Source organism: Alteriqipengyuania flavescens (genome assembly GCF_030406725.1).
GTDB classification, from domain to species: Bacteria; Pseudomonadota; Alphaproteobacteria; order Sphingomonadales; family Sphingomonadaceae; genus Alteriqipengyuania_B; species Alteriqipengyuania_B flavescens.
The window spans coordinates 1,988,127-2,007,515 of record NZ_CP129107.1 but is presented as its reverse complement, the minus strand read 5'-3'; the positions used below and the strand labels follow the sequence as shown (position 1 = coordinate 2,007,515).

Here is a 19,389-nt window from a genome sequence, read left to right as displayed (position 1 = left end):
ATGGTCGCGGATTTCGCGACCTCCGAAGACCCGGCCGTCCAGCGCCAGCTCGACCGGCTGGCGCGGATGAAGCTGCAGCACGGGCGTTTCGACACCTCGGTGATCCGCGCCTTGCTGGAGAGGCTGGGCAATCCGCAGGACCGCCTGCCGCCCGTGTTCCATGTCGCGGGCACCAACGGCAAAGGTTCGACCTGCGCCTTCCTGCGCGCGATGCTGGAAGCGGACGGCAAGACCGTGCACGTCTCCACCAGCCCGCATCTCGTGCGCTTCAACGAGCGCATCCGGGTGGCCGGGGAGGTGATTTCGGACGAAGCGCTCGCCGCCCTGCTGGAGGAGGTGATCGACGCGTCGGACGGTCTCGGCACCAGTTTCTTCGAAGTCTCGACCGCCGCCAGCCTGCTCGCTTTCGCGCGGACCCCGGCCGACGCGGCGATCGTCGAAGTCGGTCTTGGGGGCAGGCTGGATGCGACCAACGTGTTTAAGCGCCCCGCCGCCTGCGGCATCGCCGCGCTGGGCATCGACCACGAAGAGTATCTGCTGCGCGCCGAGGACGGCCTGCCCACATCCCCGCTCGCGCGTATCGCGTTCGAAAAAGCGGGCATCGTGCGGCCGGGCAGCTCGCTCGTCACCCTGTCCTACCCGCCGGAAGCCGAGCTGGAGATCGAGCGGGCGGCAATGGCAGCGGGCGCGCCGCTGGCGATGCGCGGCACGCATTGGCACGCCAGCGTCACCGACGTGCTCACTTACGCTGACCGCCACGGCGAGCTGGTCCTGCCGCTGCCCGCCATGCGCGGCGAGCATCAGGCGGAAAACGCCGCGCTCGCCGTCGCCATGCTGCGCCACCAGGATTACGTGACCGTTGCGCCCGAAGCCCTGGCGAAAGGCATCCGCCGCGCCCGCTGGCCCGCGCGCTTGCAGAAACTGGGCGACGGTCCGCTGACGCGGCTTGCGGGGAGAAGCCACACGGTCTGGCTCGACGGCGGGCACAACCCTTCCGCCGGCCAAGTGCTGGCAACACATTTCAGCGGGAGCGAGCCGCTGCATCTCGTGCTCGGCATGCTGGCGCGCAAGGACCCCGCTGCCATCGTCGGCCCGTTGCGCGAAAACCTCGCCACGGTGCAGGTCGTCCCGGTGCCCGGCGACGTCAGCCACAGGGCGGAAGACGTCTGCCCCCGCGCGATGAACCGCGAAACGGTGGAACAGGCACTAGAAGCGCTGCCCGACGACGGCTTGCCGGTGCTGATCGCAGGATCGCTGTACCTCGCGGGCGAGGTCCTGCGCTTGAACGATGAAATGCCGGACTAGGATCCTGCCGAGACCTGGTGGTCAGGCGTCACGATGCCGCTTTTCGACCCGGCGCGCTTTTCCCTTATCCACTCAGCAATGCATAGCACCACGGCGATGCCGCCGATCAAGGTGGTGAGAATGAAAACGTAGTAATATCCTTGGTCCTCGATCATCTCGCCCAGCGCGCCGCGCCCCAGCGTGCCGATCAGCAGCGTGAGGGAGGACAGCAGCGCATACTGCACGGCGGCGTACTTCTTCGACACGATGGAGGAAAGCCACGCGACATAGGCTGCGCCCGCAATTCCGATGGCGAGGTTTTCCCACATGATGGTGAAGGTCAGTCGCGGCAATCCTTCCGACCCGAAAGGCGCCATGTGGGCGATCAGCCACGAGAAACCGATGGCGTCGCTTGCCGCCTGCATGTTGGCGCCGCCGACCGCCATATCTGCATAAAGCAGGTTTGTCAGCGCGGCCAAGATCGCGCCGATCGTAAGCGTCGCCATCCGGCCGATGACCGTCAGCAGGTATCCGCCGAATGCCAGCCCCGCGATGACTGCCCCGACGCCGAAGAATTTCGACGCGAAGGCAACCTCGTCATTGGTGTATTTCAGCTCGCCGAGGTAAAACGGATAGGCAAAGGTGCCCCAGATCGCGTCGCAGATGCGGTACGTCAGGACCAGCGAAAGGATAAGCATCAGCGACCAGCCCATCCGTCCGACGAATTCGACCAGCGGCAGCAGCAGCGCGCGATAGAGGTGGTCGAGCGCGCCGTACCGCGCCGGAACGCTTACCTCGCCACTTGCCGCCGGGATGACCCCGTCGCCGGTCCGCTTCGCCTTTGCCAGCAATGCGGCGATGATAGCGGGAAGCACGATGGTGGCCAGGATGATGACTGGGCCCATCTTCGCGGTGAATTCAGTGGGATCGGGACGCCCTTCCTCGTTCAGGGCGAACATGCCGAATAGCCAGTTGGGGTCGAGCGCCATGTCACCGCCCAGCGGGATCGTCGCCAGCATGGGCACGTAGCCGCCGAGGGCACGGACCATGAAGATGCCGAGGATCAGCAGCGCCCAGCCCCACAGGGCCAGTACCGCCCACAGCGCCTTGCGCCGGGCGTCCGGGGCGACTTCGCCTGGGGCGTATAGCTCGGCCAGTTCGTGATCGGTCGCGCCGATGGCACTGGTATCGCGGCCGCTGTCGGGCGCGAACGTGCCGAAAAAGCCGATCGTCAGCAGGATGGCGCCCATGATCAAATAGGTTTCCGGCCAGCCGATACGCGCAGCGATGATCAGGCCGAGCGCGCCGCCAACGAGTGAGGCCAGGCGGTAGCCCATCTGGTAGATGGTGGAGAGGATGTCGAGCGTGGCTTCCTCGTCCGCAACGTCGATGCGCCAGGCGTTAATGGCGATGTCCTGCGTCGCGCTGGCGATGGCACCGATTCCGGCGAGGAGCGAGAACCAGCCGAGCTGCGTTTTCGGCTCCAGTACGCTCATCGTGACGAGGATGGCACCGAGCAGGATCTGGGCCGGCACGATCCATTGCTTGCGCTTGCCGAAGCGGCGGAACGGGCCGAGGTTTACCTTGTCGATCAACGGCGACCAGATGAACTGGAAGGCATAGGCCAGCCCGATCAGCGAAAAAACGCCCATCGTCTCCAGCGGCACCTCCGCCTCGGTCAGCCAGGCGTAAAGCGTGCCCAGAAACAGGGCGAAGGGCAGGCCGCTAGCAAAGCCGAACAGCACCATGAAGCCGCTCTTGCGGTTGTTGAGGGAGCGGAAAACCTCTCCCCAACCCGGCTTCGTTTTCTCTGCTGCTGCGGCCTCGGCCATTCCCGTCCCCAAATTGTGTTGCGCACCGGTTCGTGCGAAAGTGTGACCCGCAGTTAAAGGATGTGCGCATGAACGCAATCACAACCGCCGCGCGGCGAACACCTTCCGCCGGACAGCTGGCCCTCGCCCGCGCGGTGGCAGCAGGTGCGACCAGGGCGGATCGCGGGATGTCGACGCTGCCGGCCAGCGATTACACCGATCATGCCCATTTCGAGCGGGAGATGGCCGCGCTCTACGGCTGGATGCCCCAGCTGGTCGCCCCCTCCGCGCTGCTGCCGCAAGCGGGCATGGCGGCGCCGCACGACCTTTCCGGCAAACCGCTGCTGGTCACGCGCGACAAGAAAGGGACGGCGCGCGTCTTCCTCAACGTGTGCCGCCATCGCGGGACGCGGCTGATCGAGGGCGATGAGCCGAAAAGTGCAGCGCGGCTGGTTTGCCCTTACCACGCATGGACTTACGGGCTCGACGGCAAGCTGCTCGCCCTGCCCCGGCCCGAGACGTTTCCCGGCCTCGACAAGTCCGCCCACGGCCTCGTCGAATTGCCGAGCATCGAGAGCGGCGGCGCGATCTGGTTTTCCCCAATCGGCAACGCCGACTTCGCGCACGCGCGCACGCTGGGCGAGGATTTTGCCGCGTTCGGCATGGCGGACCTGCACCTGTTCCGCCGTAAGACCCACTCGGTGGCGGCGAACTGGAAGCTGATCATGGATGCCTTCCTTGAATCCTATCACGTCACGCGGCTGCACAGCGGCACCATCGGCCCGTTCTTCCGCGACGGGGTAACGGCAGGCGACGAGATCGGCCCGCACCTGCGCAGCGCAGTGGGCCGGATCGACGAGATGGAGGGCGTGGACCTCTCCGACATGGAAGCGCTGCGGCGGATCGTGACATTCGCCTACCAGTTGCTGCCCGGCGCAATCGTAATTCCCAGCCCGGACTACATCAACATCATGACCCTGTGGCCGCAGGCGGTGGGCCACACGCTGGTGGAGGATTTCATGCTGATCCCCGAACCGCCCGCGACCGACAAGGCCCGCGATCACTGGGAGCGTAGCTGGGCGCTGCTCGACGGCAGCGTCTTCGCGTCCGAGGATTTCCGCGCCGCGGAACTCGGCCAGCAGGGCCTTTCCAGCGGCGCGGTCGAGCATATCACCTTGGGCGCGCTTGAAAGCGGGATCGCGCGCTTCTCCGAATTGATCGCGGAGCAATTGCGCGAGGTTAACTCATCCAACGAAAAGACCCCGCTCGATCGAGCGGGGTCTTCGCCGAGGGCCTTACCCTCGAATTGCAAGTGATCAGGAAAACTGCGAGCCGAGACGGTCGCTCATGCGTTCGCCTTCGCAGATCTGGGCGTAGCATTGCTGAACGACCTGGCGGCTTTCCGGCTGGAGGTCATCGCCGTCCAGCGCGCTCTGGAATTTGCCCTTGATGTAATCTTCGCCTTCTTCGACGCGTTCGACGGCGCTTTCGTTCTTGTCGCCGAACATGGTCGTTATATCGACCCATGCGCGGTGGGCGCTGCCACTAAACGATCCATCCTGGCGGGGCGTGCCGCCAAGTCGACTGATTTCGTTGTTCAAGCTGCTAACGACCTTACGCCGTTCGGCGCCCGCAGAGCGAAGTGTGTTCTGCAGATTGGCATCGGTAGCGCGCTCGGCCGCCTTTTCGTAGCCGAGCGTGCTGTCGATCGCGGTGTCAGCGAGGGTTTCGAGCGTTGCGAGTCCTTGGGTCATGATAATGTCCTGTATTGGTGTAATGTCGTGATCGACTTACCCAACCAACTGTCCATCAACGGTTTTTATCCGGATTGCGCGACCAGTTGCCGCTATTGTCCGACCAAGCGTTGGCCGCGCCGCCAATGCCCGCTAAGGCGCTGCGGATGAGTAATCGAGACGAAGCCGACGCGCCGCAGCGCATCGCCAAGTTGCTGGCGCGCGCCGGCGTGGCCAGCCGCCGCGAAGTGGAACGGATGATCGAGGATGGCCGGATCGCCATCGACGGCAAGCCGGTCGAAAAACCGGCGACCCTGCTCACTTCGCTCAAGGGCGTCAGCGTGGACGGCAAGCCGGTCGAAAAGCCCGCGCCCGCCCGCCTCTATCGCTTCCACAAGCCCGCCGGCTTGCTGACGGCGGAGCGCGATCCGAAAGGCCGGCCCACGATTTACGACGCGCTGCGCAACGCCCTGCCCAAGGATGCGCCGCGGGTGATGCCGGTCGGCCGGCTGGACTACAACACCGAAGGCCTGCTGCTGCTGACCAACGACGGCGAACTGAAGCGCGCGCTGGAACTGCCGCGCAACGAGATCCCGCGCACTTACCGGGCGCGCGCCTTCGGCGAGGTTTCGCAGGAAACGCTGGAGGACCTGATGACCGGGATCACGGTGGATGGCATGCGCTATGGCCCCATCGACGCGAACCTGGAACGCAGCAGCGGCCGCAACCAGTGGATCGAAATGACCCTGACCGAAGGCAAGAACCGCGAGGTGCGCAATGTCCTCGAACATCTCGGCCTGCAGGTGAACCGGCTGGTCCGCACCGCCTACGGCCCGTTCGAACTCAGCGATTTGCCCCGCGGGCAGGTCGATATCGTACCCCGCGGCCCACTCGAAGCGATGCGGCGGAAGCTGAAAGCGTGAGGATCGTCGCCGGCGACTGGCGCGGTCGCAAGCTCGTCGCGCCCAAAGGGGAGACTACGCGCCCCACTGCGGACCGGACGCGCGAAACGCTGTTCAACATGCTCGCCAGCCGCCTCGGCAGCTTCGAGGGCCTGAGCGTGGCGGACCTGTTCGCCGGCTCCGGCGCGCTCGGTATCGAGGCGCTGTCGCGCGGCGCGGCGCATTGCCTGTTCGTGGAGCAGGAACGCAGCGCGGTCGACGCGATCAGGGCGAACCTAACCTCGCTCAAGGTCGACCGCACGCGCTTCGCCGTCCAGGCGGGGTCGGTGCTGTCGCTTGGACCCGCGAAGGCTCCGCACGACCTGATTCTGCTGGACCCGCCCTATCACACCGGCGCGGGCGCGGTGGCGATCGACCGGCTTGCCCGGCTCGGCTGGATCGGCCCGGCGACCTGGATCGCGCTGGAAACCGCAGCGGACGAGGAGGCGAGCTTCAAGGCGGTCGACATCGCGGCCGAACGCAAGGTCGGCAAGGCTATGCTCCGGCTGCTGCGCCTGCCGGACTGAGCGCAAAAGAAAGGGCACCCTGCTTGGCGGAGCGCCCTTTCCAACGCCACAGGCGTGACGAACTGGTCCGGCTGCGTGCCGCTCAGTCTTTCGGACGGGCAGCGCGCTTTTCTTCCGGGGTCATCTGGCTGGCAGGCTTGCCTGGCCAGTAATCGAGCGGACGATTGCCGTAATTCATCCCGGCCTCGCGCGGCTGGATGCAGCCGTCGGTCACGGTCGCACTGCAAACCGGATAATCCTTTTGCGGGGCAGGCGTCGTGTCGAGCACGGCCTGGCGCGTTGCCGGTCCGCCGCTGTTGGCAGCCTCCGTCGCGGAATCGGCGGTATCCGATGCGTTCGCGTCCTGCGCCGAGGCGGCGGCGGGAAGTCCGATGAAAACGGCGGCGGCCGCGGCGGCGGTGAAAATCTTGCGCACCGGCAACTCCTTCAATTCTCTGGCCATCCAAACGCCGGACGATGGAAATCCGTTCCGCGTGCCAGCGCGTTCGCGCGGACTGACGCCTTGCGCAGCGGCCCCGTGTTCCCTAGCTGTTCACCATGCCCGAAACCGACCCCAACCTGCCTGCACAGGCCGCTCCGCAGTGGCTTGCGCATCTCAACCCGCCGCAGCGCGAGGCGGTGATGACGCTGGACGGGCCGGTGCTGATGCTGGCCGGTGCCGGCACGGGCAAGACTGCCGCCCTCACCCACCGGCTTGCCCACATCGTGCGCGAACGAATGGCTTGGCCGAGCGAGATCCTGTGCGTCACCTTCACCAACAAGGCGGCGCGCGAAATGCGCGACCGTGTCAGCAAGCTGACCGGCGGGGCGCTGGAAGGCATGCCGTGGCTCGGCACCTTCCATTCGATCGGCGCCAAGATGCTGCGCCGCCATGCCGAGCTGGTCGGGCTGGAGCCCAACTACACGATCATCGACACGGACGACCAGCTGCGCCTGCTCAAGGCGCTGATCGCGGAAGCCGGTCTCGACGAGAAGCGCTTCCCCGCCCGCCAACTCGCCGGATTGATCGACGGGTGGAAAAACCGCGGGCTGAACCCCGCCGATCTCACCGCGGTCGACAACGAGGCGTATGGCAACGGCAAGGGCCAGGCGATGTACGCGCGCTACCAGGAGCGGCTGAAACAGCTCAACGCCTGCGACTTCGGCGATTTGCTGCTGCACATGCTCAACATCCTGCGCCAGCATCGCGACGTGCTCGAAAGCTACCAGAAGCGGTTCAAATACGTCCTGGTGGACGAATACCAGGACACCAACGCCGTGCAGTACCTGTGGCTGCGGCTGATCGCGCAGGAGCGCAAGAACATCTGCGTCGTGGGGGATGACGACCAGTCGATCTATTCCTGGCGCGGGGCGGAGGTTGCCAACATCCTGCGGTTCGAGAAGGATTTCCCGGGCGCCAAGGTCGTGCGGCTGGAGCAGAACTATCGCTCCACCCCGCAAATCCTTGCCGCCGCCGGCGGACTGATCGACGCCAACAGCCAGCGGCTCGGCAAGACCTTGTGGACCGAGCTGCCCGAAGGCGAGAAGGTCCGTGTTATCGGTGTGTGGGACGCGCCGGAGGAAGCGCGCCGCGTGGGCGAGGAAATCGAACGCCTGGAGCGGGAAGGCGCGTCGCTGGACGAGGTCGCCATCCTCGTGCGCGCATCCTACCAGACCCGCGAGTTCGAAGACCGCTTCATCCAGATCGGCCTCAATTACCGCATCATCGGCGGTTTCCGCTTCTACGAACGCGCGGAAATCCGCGACGCGCTCGCTTACCTGCGGGTGATTGCCCAGCCGCAGGACGACCTGGCGTTCGAGCGCATCTACAACCAGCCCAAGCGTGGCCTTGGTGCCAAGACGCTCGAGAAGATGCACCAGCATGCGCGGCGCACGCAGCAGCCGCTCGCCGCCGCATCGCTGGAACTGGCCGACAGCGACGAACTGCCCGCCCGCGCCCGCAACACGATCGCCGCCCTGCTCCACGATTTCCTGCGCTGGCGGGACATGGCGGAGCAAATCTCCCCCGCCGAACTGCTGCGTACCGTACTGGCGGAGAGCGGTTACGACGCGATGCTGGAAGCGGACCGGACGGCGGAGGCTGCGGGCCGCGCGGAGAACCTGTCCGAACTCGCCCGCGCGATGGAGGAGTATGACACGCTCGGCGATTTCCTCGAACATGTCGCGCTGGTCATGGACAACGATGCCAATGCGGAAGACGAGAAGGTCACGATCATGACCATCCACGCCGCCAAGGGGCTGGAATTCGACCACGTCTTCCTGCCGGGGTGGGAGGACGGTGTGTTTCCCTCCCAGCGCGCGCTCGACGAAGGCGGGCTCGCCAGTCTCGAGGAAGAGCGGCGCCTCGCCTATGTCGCCATCACGCGTGCACGGCGGCGCTGCACGATCCTGCATGCGGCAAACCGGCGCATCTACGGCCAGTGGACCAGCTCCATCCCCAGCCGCTTCGTCGAGGAGTTGCCGGACGAGCATATCGAGCAGGAAACCACCATGACCGGCGGCGCCTCGCTATGGCGCGCGAACTGGACGGAGACGGAGGACCCGTTCGCCCACGTTTCGCAGAACCGCCCCGGCCGCAGCAGCGCGCGCGGGCCCGGCTGGCAGCGCGCGCTCGCCAGCGGATACGACACGACGCCGGTGCGGGTGAAGGAGCCGGGCCGCAGCGCCGCCAGCTTCGCCGCCAAGCCGCGCACCGACATCGCACTGGGCGCGCGGGTGTTCCACGACAAGTTCGGTTACGGCACGGTCATGGGCCAGGAAGGCAACAAGCTGGAAATCAATTTCGAGGATGCCGGCACCAAGCGGGTCATCGACAGCTTCGTGAAACCAGCGGACTAGGCTTCGGCAGTTTCCTGCGCGGCCCGCGCGGCGGGCTTGCGCGCCATCGCCGCCCAGCCCGCAAATGGCCGCGCAAGTTCGCCCGCCAGGCCTTTCGAGCCACCTTCAACGCCAGTCCGGCAATCGATGAAGGGTGCGGGGTCGACATAAGTGCCGAACAGGCGGTCCCAAACCGTCAGGATGCCACCGTAATTGCTGCCGCATAGTTCCAGGTCATCGATGTGGTGGAGTCGGTGGGCAGCCGGACTGATCAGCCACTTGCCGAGCGGGCCCAGCGTCCACGGCACGTCCGCATGGATGAAGTACCCCCACCAGGTGCGTGCCAGCCCGCAGACGACGATCGCCCAAACCGGCAGGCCCAGCAGGATCAGCGGCGCGACATCCACGAACAGCGAGAGCACCTTGGCGAGCGGGTGTTTGCGCAGCAGCGCCAGCCACGTCATCGCCGTGTCCGAATGGTGGACGGCGTGCATCGGCCAGAGCCATCTCGTATGCTCTGCCCGGTGGCGCCAGTAGATGACGAATTCGCCCGCCAGCAGCGTGACCGGCAGGACCAGCGCGGCGCCCTGCGCATCCCAGAAAGCGGCCATCGCAGGGAAAATCGCCGCCGCATCGTTCCAGCGTTCGGTCGGCAGGACCAGCAGCGGGGCGAGGATCAGCGAATTGATCGCGACGAGGCCGATGTTGGTCAGCGTCTCGCCCCTCGTGCGGGCGAGCGCAGCCCAGATCCGCTCGCGCTTCAGGATCGTGGCGAGCACCGCGAACAGCAGCGCGGCCGGCGCGAAGGCCAGCATCTTGGCTGCGGCATCGGATGCGAAGGCTTCCATCCCCGCGCATATCGCGCGCGGGGCTTCAACATTCGGTTAACTTTGCGCCAGACGCGCGCGTTCAGATTGCCGAGGTGTCGAGGAAGTCCGGACGCGGTCCGTTCCACTCGCCGGCGGGCACGGGCTCTTCATCCTGCTGGCGGCGCGGCTTGCGCTGCGTCTTTGCAGGCTTCTCGCGCTTTTCCTCGCTCTTGCGCGTATCCTTGCGCGGCTTGCGCCCGGGCGACGGATCGCGTGCCTGCTCGGGCGCCTCACTGTCCTCTGCCTCGGCCTTCTTCGGCTTGCTGCGCTTTTCCGGCTTGTCGGCGGCGGGCTGCTTCAGTTCGACGCGGACGTCGTTCTTGCCGAACACCGGGATCGGATTGCCGGTGAGCTTTTCGACATTGTCGATCGCCTCTGCATCGTCGGGTGTGACGAAGGTGAAGGCGCGACCCTTGGCCCCCGCACGCCCCGTCCGGCCGATGCGGTGGACGTAATCGTCCGGGTGCCACGGCGTGTCGTAATTGAACACGTGGCTCACGCCCTTGATGTCGAGCCCGCGCGCAGCGACGTCGCTGGCGACGAGGATGTTCATGTCGCCGGACTTGAACCGCTCCAGCTCGCGCTGGCGGGTCGCCTGGTCGATGTCGCCGTGGATTTCACCGCTGGCGAATCCGGCGCGCTGCAGGTGCTTGTTGAGCTCTCGCACGGTCGTCTTGCGGTTGGAGAAGACGATCGCGGTCTCGACATGGTCGTTGCGCAGCAGCCATTCCAGCGTCTCGCGCTTCTGGCGCGGCTGGACGTTCACCTTGAAGGCGGTGATGTCCTTGTTGGTGGTCGCCGCGCGGCTCACTTCGATCCGCTTGGGATTGGTCATGAACTTGCTTGCCAGCTTCTCGATCGGAGGCGGCATGGTGGCAGAGAACAGCAGCGTCTGGCGCGGTTCGGGCAGCTTGTCGCAAATGAACTCGATGTCGGGGATGAAGCCCATATCGAGCATGCGGTCGGCTTCGTCGATCACCAGCAGTTCACAACCGTTGAGCAGGATCTTGCCGCGCTCGAACAGGTCCATCAGGCGGCCCGGCGTGGCGATCAGCACGTCGACGCCTTCGTCCAGCGCCTTCACCTGGTCGCCCATCTGCACGCCGCCGATCAGCAGCGCCATCTTGAGGTCGTGATTGACGCCGTACTTTTCGAAATTTTCCGCCACCTGCGCCGCCAGTTCGCGGGTCGGTTCCAGGATGAGGCTCCGCGGCATGCGGGCGCGGCGGCGACCGCTGGCGAGCACGTCGATCAGCGGCAGCACGAAACTGGCCGTTTTGCCGGTGCCGGTCTGCGCGATGCCGATCAGGTCCTTCATCATCTGGACGGCCGGAATCGCTTCCGCCTGGATCGGGGTAGGCGTGTCGTAGCCCGCGGCTTCGACCGCAGCGAGCAATTCGTCGGACAGGCCGAGATCGGCAAATTTCATAGGCTTAGGCTAAATCCCTAAAGGTCAATCGAAGCGATTGGTTGGGCGTTTGCGGGCAATCCGGCCCGGCGGGCCAATCGAAACGCTGCGAACGCGCCGCGCCTCTCGGCGAAAACGGCGGAAAAGTCAAGGAAACGGGAGCGGCGCGGCTGCCGCGTTATTCTGCGACGGGCTCCAGCCGTTCGAGCGACGCGATGCTGCATGTTACCCCGCTGCGCGACCGCAGGCGTTCGCGGGCCACGCACATCTGCCCGTCCTCGCTGCGTTCGACGTAAAAGCCGGAATAATACGCCCGCGCGCTGCAGCTGCGTTCGAGCCGGGCGGACACGATGCCTCCGCTGCGGCGGAAGAACAGCAGCCGGTTCTCTCCCGAAGGCCGGACGGCGCCGACATCTTCCATCGGCATGCAATCGCCCATCGCGACCCGGCGATACCGTACGCGGCTACGATTGTCGGGGGGCGGCGCGCTGCTGGTCCGGCGCGGGGCGATGCGCAGTACGACGCGGCGTTCGACCCGGACCTGCCGCCCGACCTCGGGCTGCCAGACGAGCGGGCCTGCGGCGGCGGGCTGCAGGGTCGATCCCGCCAGCGGATCGCCCTTACCCAGCCCGGGCGCATCCTGCGCCCCGCCCGCAGACACTGCCGGAAGCATCAGCGCCAGCGGCGCAAGCATGATGGGCAGTAACTGCATGGGGTAAGCGGGTCTCCGGCGGAAAGCGGCGTCGGGGTATTCGAGCCCGTCCCGTGATAGAGAGTACGGTTGAACGATGGCTTAATCCTGCCACCGCGCGCCTGTTGAGCGGCAAAACTGGCGCAAAACTGGCTCCGAACTGGTAAGGCGCTTGCCGCATCGCTATCTGGTTTTCCGATGACCGACCAGACCCCTTTCCTCGACCGCGCGCACGCCATCCTGGGCGACAAGGGCCTGTCGCGCGATGCCGAGGCCATGGCACCGTGGCTGACCGATTGGCGCGGGCGGTACGAAGGGCGGGCCATGGCCCTCGCCTCGCCCGCCACCACGGCAGAGGTCGCCGCGCTGGTGAAGCTATGCGCCGAAACCGCCACGCCGATCGTGCCGCAGGGCGGCAACAGCGGCATGGTCGGGGGCGCCACCCCCGACGGGAGCGGGACGGCGCTCCTCCTTTCCCTGCGACGGCTCGACACGCTGGAGATCGATGGCGCGGCCTCGCTCGCGCGCTGCGGTGCGGGCGTGGTGCTGCAAACACTGCACGAGGCGGCTGAGGCAAAGGCCCTGCGCTTTCCCCTGTCGCTCGGCGGCAAGGGTTCGGCGACCGTCGGCGGGCTCGTCTCCACCAATGCGGGCGGAACGCAGGTCTTGCGCCACGGAGTAATGCGGGAACTGGTCGCCGGGCTCGAAGTGGTCACGCCAGGCGGCGAAATCCTCGACCTCACCGCCCCGCTCAAGAAAGACAACCGGGGCTTCGACCTCAAGCAGGTGTTCATCGGTTCCGAGGGCACGCTCGGCATCGTGACTGCCGCGGTCCTGAAGCTGGTCCCCGCGATTGCGGAACGGCGGGTGGTCTGGGCCGGGCTGCCCGATATCCACACCGCGCGCCGGTTGCTGCTGCATTGCCAGGGCCGCATAGGCGCAGCGCTCGAAGGGTTCGAAGTCGTGCCGGCCGACTGCCTCGACACGGTGGTCGATTACTTGCCCGATGCGCACCACCCGCTGGAAGGGCGGCACGCGTGGAACGCGCTGCTGGAATTCGATGCCGATGCGGATGGCGCGGCGGCCCTTGGCGATGCGGTCGAGGCTTGCCTCGCGTCCGCGCTGGAAGCCGGGCTCGTCGAGGATGCGGTGATTGCCGCCAGCGAAACCCAGGCGGAAGCGCTGTGGGCCCTGCGCGAGAACATCGCGCCGGCTGAAAAGGCCCACCGCCCCGCCGTGCAGCACGACATCGCAGTCCCGCCCGAAGCCATGCCCGATACGCTCACGATGCTGGAAACAGTCATTCTGCAGCAATTCCCGGGCCACGAAGTGCGCGGTTTCGGCCACCTGGGCGACGGCAACATCCATCTGCACGTGCTTGCGCCCGAAGGCTCCGAACCCGCACGGTGGGAGCGTGAGCAGGGCAAGGCGATCAGTCGCTTTGTGTACGAACGGATCGCGGCGGTCGGCGGTACGATCAGCGCGGAGCATGGCATCGGACAGGACAAGCGCGACGTGCTGGCCGCAACCCGCGCCCCGGCCGAAATCTCGGTGATGCAGGCGATCAAGGTCGCGCTCGATCCGGCCGGGCTCCTCAATCCCGGCAAGCTGGTGCCCGCTCGCCTTGCGAAAGACGAGCGAACCCCTTAAAGCGCGCCGCGATGCGAAGCGGGCCGCCCGGCCTCATTCCGCCGACACAGACGAATCCAGACTTTCGGAGAAAATCCATGGCCAGCGCGCCGCAAAGCCAATTGCCCCTGTTCTATCAGGACCTGATGCCCCTCAACACCCGCGACCACGCGGGCTGGCACGCCAAGCAGACCGAGCATGCGACCTGGCTGGTGAACCAGCACGCCGTTCCGGTCACCGCCGACGAACTGGCACAGGTGCAGCGCCACTACCCGGTCATTTTCTCGTCGGGCGACCAGCCGGTGCCGTTGGCGCTGATGGGCCTCAACGAAGGCGTCAACACCTTCGTCAACGACGATGGCAAGTTCATCGAAGACGACCTCTACATCCCGGCCTACATCCGCCGCTATCCCTTTATGCTGGCGCGCCTCAAGGAAGGCAGTGAAGAGATGTCGCTGTGCTTTGATCCGACCAGCGGCCTCGTCGGCGAATTCGACGAAGGCAAGGCGCTGTTCGACGGTGACAAGCCGTCCGAAGAAACCCGGCAGGTCATGCAGTTCTGCGAACGGTTCGAACAGGCCGGTCAGCGCACGCAGGCGATGATGCAGGAATTGAAGGACGCCGACATCCTGATGGACGGCGAAGTTTCGATCAACCAGGACAACCGGCCCGACGCGCAGCCGTATGTCTATCGCGGCTTCAAGATGGTCGACCAGGAAAAGCTGCAGAACCTGCCGACGGAAACGGTGGAGAAGTGGCACAAGAGCGGCCTTCTCGTGCTGATCCACGCGCACCTGATGTCGCTCGACATGATGCGGATCATCTTCGCGCGCCAGACCCGCCAGGGCAAGACGCCGAACGCGCCGCAGCCTGCCAACGGCGAACTGCAGGTCGACATCTAAAACTTTGGATTTCGCGCGCGCAGCCTGTCGCAAATGCGGCTCGCTTCAGCGCCAGTCCTTACTTGAAACCGACCGCCCCGGCACCCATCTTGAAGGTGTCCGGGGCGGTCCCCCCTCATAGCCGGTCCGGATTGGCGCATCGCGTGCGATGCGCCACCTCCCTGAACCTTGGCCACCTCGTACGATCTTGTGCGGGGTGGTCTTTTTATCGAGGCTTATTCGGCAGCTTCGGGGAGCGATGTTGCGGAGCCTAGCGCGGCGGTTTCCGCAGCCAGCCGCCGGATGACGAGCGCCAGCTTGGACGCCGTATCCTCCAGCCGGTCACCCGGTTCCGCAAGACGCATGTCGAGATAGGCGCGGCGGCAAATCTCGAACTGCATCGCATGGCGTCCGCGCGCGGGCCGGCCGTGCCGGTCGAGCACGTAGCCGCCCGCATATGGGCGGTTGTGCGCGGCGCGCAGGCCCAGGCGATCGGCTTCGGCGAAGGCCGCCGCGACCAGTCCGCCGTCGCAGCTCGCCCCGAAGCGATCGCCGATTACAAGTTCCGCTCCCGGCGCCTCGCCTTGTCGCCCGAGCGGCGGCATCGAGTGGAAATCGACCAGCAGCGCCGCGCCCCAGCGGCTGTGGAGGGAGCGCAGCGCACCGTCGAGCGCGTCGTGATAGGGCGCGTGGACGGAGCCGATCCGCTGGTCGAGCGCGGCCACGGGCAGCGGCGTGCGCCAGATTTCGCCCATCCCGGACAGCCGGCGCGGGACCAGTCCCAAGCCGCTGCGCGCCCGCCGGGCGATCCTTCCCCTGCCGCGCCCCTGACCCTGAGCGCCGCCTTCCAGCATGGTCCAGTCGACTTCTTCGGGTGCGCGGTTGAGGTCGATCATCGCGCGCGGGGCGTGTGCCTGCAGCAGGGCCGCGCAGGTCGCCTCGGCCACCTTGCGGGCGAGTATGTCGACATAGCGATCTTCCAGCCGCAGGGCCGCCAGCGCGGGATCGCGCATCTTTCCGATGAGTTCGGGCGGATAGGCGCGGCCCGCATGCGGCACCGCGATCAGCACCGGGACTGCCGCAGGCTCCGGCTCGCTCAGGTGCCAGGCCGCGGCCCCGGCCAGCCCCGGCACGCTGCCCCCTCGGGAATCGCGCCGCGCCCCGCCGGCCTTTCTGCTGCCTCCATCCATGGCGCCATGCTGGACCGTGAGGCGGTGTGTGTCAAAGCAGATCACGTTGCAGATCTTCATCGAAATCTTAACGGCTTGGGCGTAGGGATTCGCCTCCCGCAAACGCATGACGAAGGATAGAGCGCAGCGATGATCCGCATACTCCTGGCCGAAGACGAAGAAGCGATGCGGGGCTACCTGCAGCGTGCGCTGGAGAATGCGGGGTACGATGTCGTCGCGGTCGACCGGGGCACGGCGGCCGTGCCGCACCTCGAGACCGAAACCTTCGACCTGCTGCTGTCCGACATCGTGATGCCGGAAATGGACGGGATCGAGCTGGCGCAGAAATGCGCCGAGATCAGCCCGGATACGAAGGTGATGTTCATCACCGGGTTCGCCGCCGTCAGCATGAAGGCGAGCCAGGAACAGCCGCAGGCCAAGGTCCTGTCGAAGCCCTTCCACCTGCGCGACCTGGTGCTGGAAGTGGAGCGGATGTTCGAGCCTGACAAGTCGGCGCGCCTCTAGGCGCTTTTCGGGCCAACTTCCCACTTGCGCAGCCATGGCGCGCCCGCTAGATGGCGCGCCTGCCGACGCTTCGGCGCAGGCGAAATCCGAACGGTGCGGGCGTATAGCTCAGTGGTAGAGCACTGTATTGACATTGCAGGGGTCGGAAGTTCAACTCTTCCTACGCCCACCATTCGGGTCCAATCGAACAGGCGTCGCGTTTGCGGCGCCTTTTTGTTTGTAGCGCACGGGTTTAGACCCCACGTCGGGCCTGCATGACCAACCACGCGCTTTCCGGCGAACCGCGCATCTCCGCCGTCGCCACCGCCGTCCCCGCGCAAGATGTGGTGGACACCTATCGTCGCTGGGCGCGCCGCCAGATTCCCGGTGAGCGCGAAGGGGCGATCTTCGAACGCATGGCCGAACGCAGCGGCATCGCGCATCGCTGGTCGATCTTCGACGAGGCGGATGCCAGGCTGGAGCCGGGCAGTTTCCACGCCCGCGAAAAACCCCCGGCACAGCCGAGCGGATGGAGCTTTGCGCGCGGTCCGCGCCCGAGCTCGCCCTGTCCGCGATCCGCAAGCTGCCCGACGTGTCGGGCATCACCCACCTGGTGGTGGCCAGCTGCACCGGCTTCGTCGCACCAGGTATCGACCAGATCATCGCCCGCGAGCTCGATCTCGGCCGCGATGTCGAGCGCACGCTGATCGGTTTCATGGGCTGCTATGCCGGGGCCATCGCCCTGCGCACCGCGCGCCACCTCGCCCGTTCCGACGACGGGGCACGGGTGCTGGTGGTGACGGTGGAAATCGCCAGCGTCCACTTGCAGCCCGTCGCGGAGATCGAACCGCTCCTCGCCATGATGCAATTCGCCAACGGGGCGGCCGCGGCGATCGTCGAGAACCAGGGCGAAGGGCTTGCGCTGGGCGAGAACATCGCGCTCGCGCTCGACGATAGTGCCGGGCTCATCACCTGGGCGCGGGGCCGGCGGGCTGCGCTGCCGCGATCGTGCTGGCCAGGGGCGGCGCGGAACCCGTGTCGCTCGACCGGAATGCCGAGGTGGGGGACGCGCTGTGCGGCGGGTTCCTCAGCTGGCGGACGAGCGCGCGGCTCGCACAGCTTGGCATCAATATCCCCGCGCTTGGCGGCCATCCTGCGCGCACCCTCGCCCTCTTCGCGGGGCGGGACAGCGCCCGTGCCCCCCTGCCCCGGCGTGGCTTACGGCCTGTCGCGCCATGCGCTCGACACCGCCATGCGCGAAGCTGCCCTATCCGCAGGGGCGAAGCTGGAAATCGATACCGTACGCGAGGTGGAAGGACGCACCGTCACCACGAAAAACCGGCAGTGGCAGCCGGACACACTGTTCCTCGCCAGCGGCAAGCACGATGTGCGAGGCGCCCCCGGCCGCGCAGCAAGCACAATCCCGCGCTCGGACTGCGAATCCGCATCCCCCCCTCGCCTACCCTGGCCGAGACGGTGGGCGATGCCATCGAACTGCACCTGTTCGAACACGGCTATGCGAGTATCGTCCTGCAGGAAGACGACAGCGCCAACATCTGCCTCGCGCTGCGCAAGGAACGGCTGGCGCAGGCGGATGCCGATCCACACGAGTTGCTCACCCAGGTCGCGGCGCGCAGCTGGCAGAGCGGTTTCGCCCGCCGCGCGGCACGACCGGTCAGGGCGGCCAGGGCGGCGTGGACGCTTGCCGAGCGTCCCGCCCTCGCCCGGCTCGCCCTGCCGCTGGCGCGCATCGTGCCGTCGCTCCTGCGGCCCGCAATGCGGATGACCCGCATCGACTGACCGACCCCGGCATCGGCGCTCGCCTTGCGTGCGCGGCCCGCTCTGCTATGGCGCGCGGCAACCGAAGACTTCGCAAAACAAAGCAGGACCGACATGGCAAAAATCCAGGTTAAGAACCCGATCGTCGAACTCGATGGCGACGAAATGACCCGCATCATCTGGCAGTGGATCCGCGAACGCCTGATCCTCCCCTATCTCGATGTCGACCTGAAATATTACGACCTGTCGATCCAGAAGCGCGACGAGACGGACGACCAGATCACCGTCGATGCCGCCAACGCCATCAAGGAACACGGCGTCGGCGTGAAATGCGCCACCATCACGCCGGACGAACAGCGGGTCGAGGAATTCGACCTCAAGAAAATGTGGGTCTCGCCCAACGGCACGATCCGCAACATCCTGGGCGGTGTGGTCTTCCGCGAGCCGATCGTGATCGACAACGTGCCGCGCCTCGTGCCCGGCTGGACCGATCCCATTGTCGTCGGCCGCCACGCCTTCGGCGACCAGTACCGCGCCAAGGACACGCTGATCCCGGGCGCCGGCAAGCTGCGCCTCGTGTTCGAAGGCGAAGATGGCGAGAAGATCGACCTCGACGTCTATGAATTCCATTCCAGCGGCGTCGCCATGGCGATGTACAACCTCGACGATTCGATCCGCGACTTCGCGCGCGCTTCGATGAACTACGGGCTCGACCGCGGCTGGCCGGTGTATCTCAGCACCAAGAACACCATCCTCAAGAAGTACGATGGCCGCTTCAAGGACCTGTTCCAGGAGGTGTTCGACAACGAATTCAAGGACAAGTTCGCCGAAGCCGGCATCACTTACGAACACCGCCTGATCGATGACATGGTCGCATCCGCCCTCAAGTGGAACGGCAAGTTCGTGTGGGCCTGCAAGAACTACGATGGCGACGTACAGTCCGACACCGTGGCGCAGGGCTTCGGCAGCCTCGGCCTGATGACCTCCGTGCTGATGACGCCCGACGGCAAGACCGTGGAAGCGGAAGCCGCGCACGGCACCGTTACCCGCCACTATCGCCAGCACCAGGAAGGCAAGGCTACGAGCACCAACCCCATCGCCAGCATCTTCGCCTGGACGCGCGGCCTGATGTATCGCGGCAAGTTCGACGGCACGCCCGAGGTCGTGAAATTCGCCGAGACGCTGGAACAGGTCTGCATCAAGACCGTGGAAGACGGCGACATGACGAAGGACCTCGCCCTGCTGATCGGCCCCGGCCAGAACTGGCTGACCACCGAGCAGTTCTTCGAAAAGATCGTCGATAACCTCGAAAAGGAAATGGCGGCCTGATCGCGTACCCGGCGGCA

General features: G+C 66.2%; 17 protein-coding genes, 1 tRNA gene and 1 pseudogene. 12 read left to right on the top strand and 7 right to left on the bottom strand.

Going from position 1 to position 19,389, the window contains the following annotated elements:
• Complete coding sequence (locus QQW98_RS10380) at positions 1-1,305, top strand: bifunctional folylpolyglutamate synthase/dihydrofolate synthase (RefSeq protein WP_290134871.1); 1,305 nt, start codon at positions 1-3, stop codon at positions 1,303-1,305.
• Here the strand turns inward: QQW98_RS10380 and QQW98_RS10375 are convergent.
• On the bottom strand, positions 1,302-3,116 hold the full coding sequence (locus tag QQW98_RS10375; protein ID WP_290134870.1) for an MFS transporter: 1,815 nt from the start codon (positions 3,114-3,116) through the stop codon (positions 1,302-1,304). The genes QQW98_RS10380 and QQW98_RS10375 overlap by 4 nt on opposite strands.
• Positions 3,117-3,184: 68 nt before the next feature.
• On the opposite strand from QQW98_RS10375, the gene QQW98_RS10370 reads away from it, so the two are divergent.
• The gene (locus tag QQW98_RS10370; RefSeq protein WP_290134869.1) at positions 3,185-4,411 is read left to right on the top strand and encodes an aromatic ring-hydroxylating oxygenase subunit alpha; all 1,227 of its coding nucleotides are present in this window, start codon (positions 3,185-3,187) and stop codon (positions 4,409-4,411) included.
• Here QQW98_RS10370 and QQW98_RS10365 read toward each other — a convergent pair whose 3' ends face one another.
• Positions 4,412-4,849: a ferritin-like domain-containing protein gene (locus tag QQW98_RS10365; protein WP_290134868.1), complete on the bottom strand. Its 438-nt coding sequence runs from the start codon at positions 4,847-4,849 to the stop codon at positions 4,412-4,414.
• Between the two features lie 146 nt (positions 4,850-4,995).
• Between QQW98_RS10365 and QQW98_RS10360 the strand changes: the two genes are divergently transcribed.
• On the top strand, positions 4,996-5,751 hold the full coding sequence (locus QQW98_RS10360) for a pseudouridine synthase (RefSeq protein ID WP_290134867.1): 756 nt from the start codon (positions 4,996-4,998) through the stop codon (positions 5,749-5,751).
• The gene (gene rsmD, locus QQW98_RS10355; RefSeq protein WP_290134866.1) at positions 5,748-6,296 is read left to right on the top strand and encodes a 16S rRNA (guanine(966)-N(2))-methyltransferase RsmD; all 549 of its coding nucleotides are present in this window, start codon (positions 5,748-5,750) and stop codon (positions 6,294-6,296) included. The genes QQW98_RS10360 and rsmD overlap by 4 nt, the downstream gene beginning before the upstream one ends.
• An 82-nt stretch (positions 6,297-6,378) precedes the next feature.
• On the opposite strand, the gene QQW98_RS10350 is transcribed toward rsmD, so the two are convergent.
• Positions 6,379-6,711, bottom strand: coding sequence for a hypothetical protein (locus QQW98_RS10350; RefSeq protein WP_290134865.1), 333 nt, complete (start codon positions 6,709-6,711; stop codon positions 6,379-6,381).
• A 122-nt stretch (positions 6,712-6,833) separates the two neighbouring features.
• On the opposite strand from QQW98_RS10350, the gene QQW98_RS10345 reads away from it, so the two are divergent.
• Entirely contained in the window at positions 6,834-9,134 is a 2,301-nt protein-coding gene (locus QQW98_RS10345) for an ATP-dependent helicase (protein ID WP_290134864.1), read from the top strand.
• On the opposite strand, the gene QQW98_RS10340 is transcribed toward QQW98_RS10345, so the two are convergent.
• The 3 genes from QQW98_RS10340 to QQW98_RS10330 form a co-directional block, all read right to left on the bottom strand.
• Positions 9,131-9,961: a sterol desaturase family protein gene (locus QQW98_RS10340; protein WP_290134863.1), complete on the bottom strand. Its 831-nt coding sequence runs from the start codon at positions 9,959-9,961 to the stop codon at positions 9,131-9,133. The genes QQW98_RS10345 and QQW98_RS10340 overlap by 4 nt on opposite strands.
• Before the next feature lie 61 nt (positions 9,962-10,022).
• Positions 10,023-11,411 carry a DEAD/DEAH box helicase gene (locus QQW98_RS10335; protein ID WP_290134862.1) on the bottom strand — a complete coding sequence of 463 codons (1,389 nt, stop codon included), beginning with the start codon at positions 11,409-11,411 and terminating at the stop codon, positions 10,023-10,025.
• A 157-nt stretch (positions 11,412-11,568) separates the two neighbouring features.
• Positions 11,569-12,102, bottom strand: a complete 534-nt coding sequence (locus tag QQW98_RS10330; protein ID WP_290134861.1) for a hypothetical protein — start codon at positions 12,100-12,102, stop codon at positions 11,569-11,571.
• A gap of 177 nt (positions 12,103-12,279) precedes the next feature.
• Between QQW98_RS10330 and QQW98_RS10325 the strand changes: the two genes are divergently transcribed.
• Entirely contained in the window at positions 12,280-13,731 is a 1,452-nt protein-coding gene (locus tag QQW98_RS10325; RefSeq protein ID WP_290134860.1) for an FAD-binding oxidoreductase, read from the top strand.
• Positions 13,732-13,808: 77 nt separating this feature from the next.
• The gene (locus tag QQW98_RS10320) at positions 13,809-14,612 is read left to right on the top strand and encodes a SapC family protein (protein WP_290134859.1); all 804 of its coding nucleotides are present in this window, start codon (positions 13,809-13,811) and stop codon (positions 14,610-14,612) included.
• A 215-nt stretch (positions 14,613-14,827) separates the two neighbouring features.
• Here the strand turns inward: QQW98_RS10320 and QQW98_RS10315 are convergent, their stop codons facing one another.
• Positions 14,828-15,841 carry an N-formylglutamate amidohydrolase gene (locus QQW98_RS10315; RefSeq protein ID WP_290134858.1) on the bottom strand — a complete coding sequence of 338 codons (1,014 nt, stop codon included), beginning with the start codon at positions 15,839-15,841 and terminating at the stop codon, positions 14,828-14,830.
• Positions 15,842-15,910: 69 nt separating this feature from the next.
• Between QQW98_RS10315 and cpdR the strand changes: the two genes are divergently transcribed.
• The 5 genes and pseudogenes from cpdR to QQW98_RS10285 all read left to right on the top strand — a co-directional run bounded on the left by cpdR (position 15,911) and on the right by QQW98_RS10285 (position 19,372).
• Positions 15,911-16,285, top strand: a complete 375-nt coding sequence (gene cpdR, locus QQW98_RS10310) for a cell cycle two-component system response regulator CpdR (protein ID WP_290134857.1) — start codon at positions 15,911-15,913, stop codon at positions 16,283-16,285.
• A 97-nt stretch (positions 16,286-16,382) separates the two neighbouring features.
• Positions 16,383-16,457 (top strand) — tRNA-Val (locus tag QQW98_RS10305).
• Between the two features lie 336 nt (positions 16,458-16,793).
• A pseudogene (locus tag QQW98_RS13990) lies at positions 16,794-17,117 on the top strand (type III polyketide synthase); the annotation flags it as partial.
• A gap of 623 nt (positions 17,118-17,740) precedes the next feature.
• Positions 17,741-18,064, top strand: coding sequence for a hypothetical protein (locus tag QQW98_RS10290; RefSeq protein ID WP_290134854.1), 324 nt, complete (start codon positions 17,741-17,743; stop codon positions 18,062-18,064).
• A 93-nt stretch (positions 18,065-18,157) separates the two neighbouring features.
• A complete protein-coding gene (locus tag QQW98_RS10285) occupies positions 18,158-19,372 on the top strand; it encodes an NADP-dependent isocitrate dehydrogenase (protein WP_290134853.1) in 1,215 nt (404 codons plus the stop codon).
• The last annotated feature ends 17 nt before the right edge of the window (positions 19,373-19,389 follow it).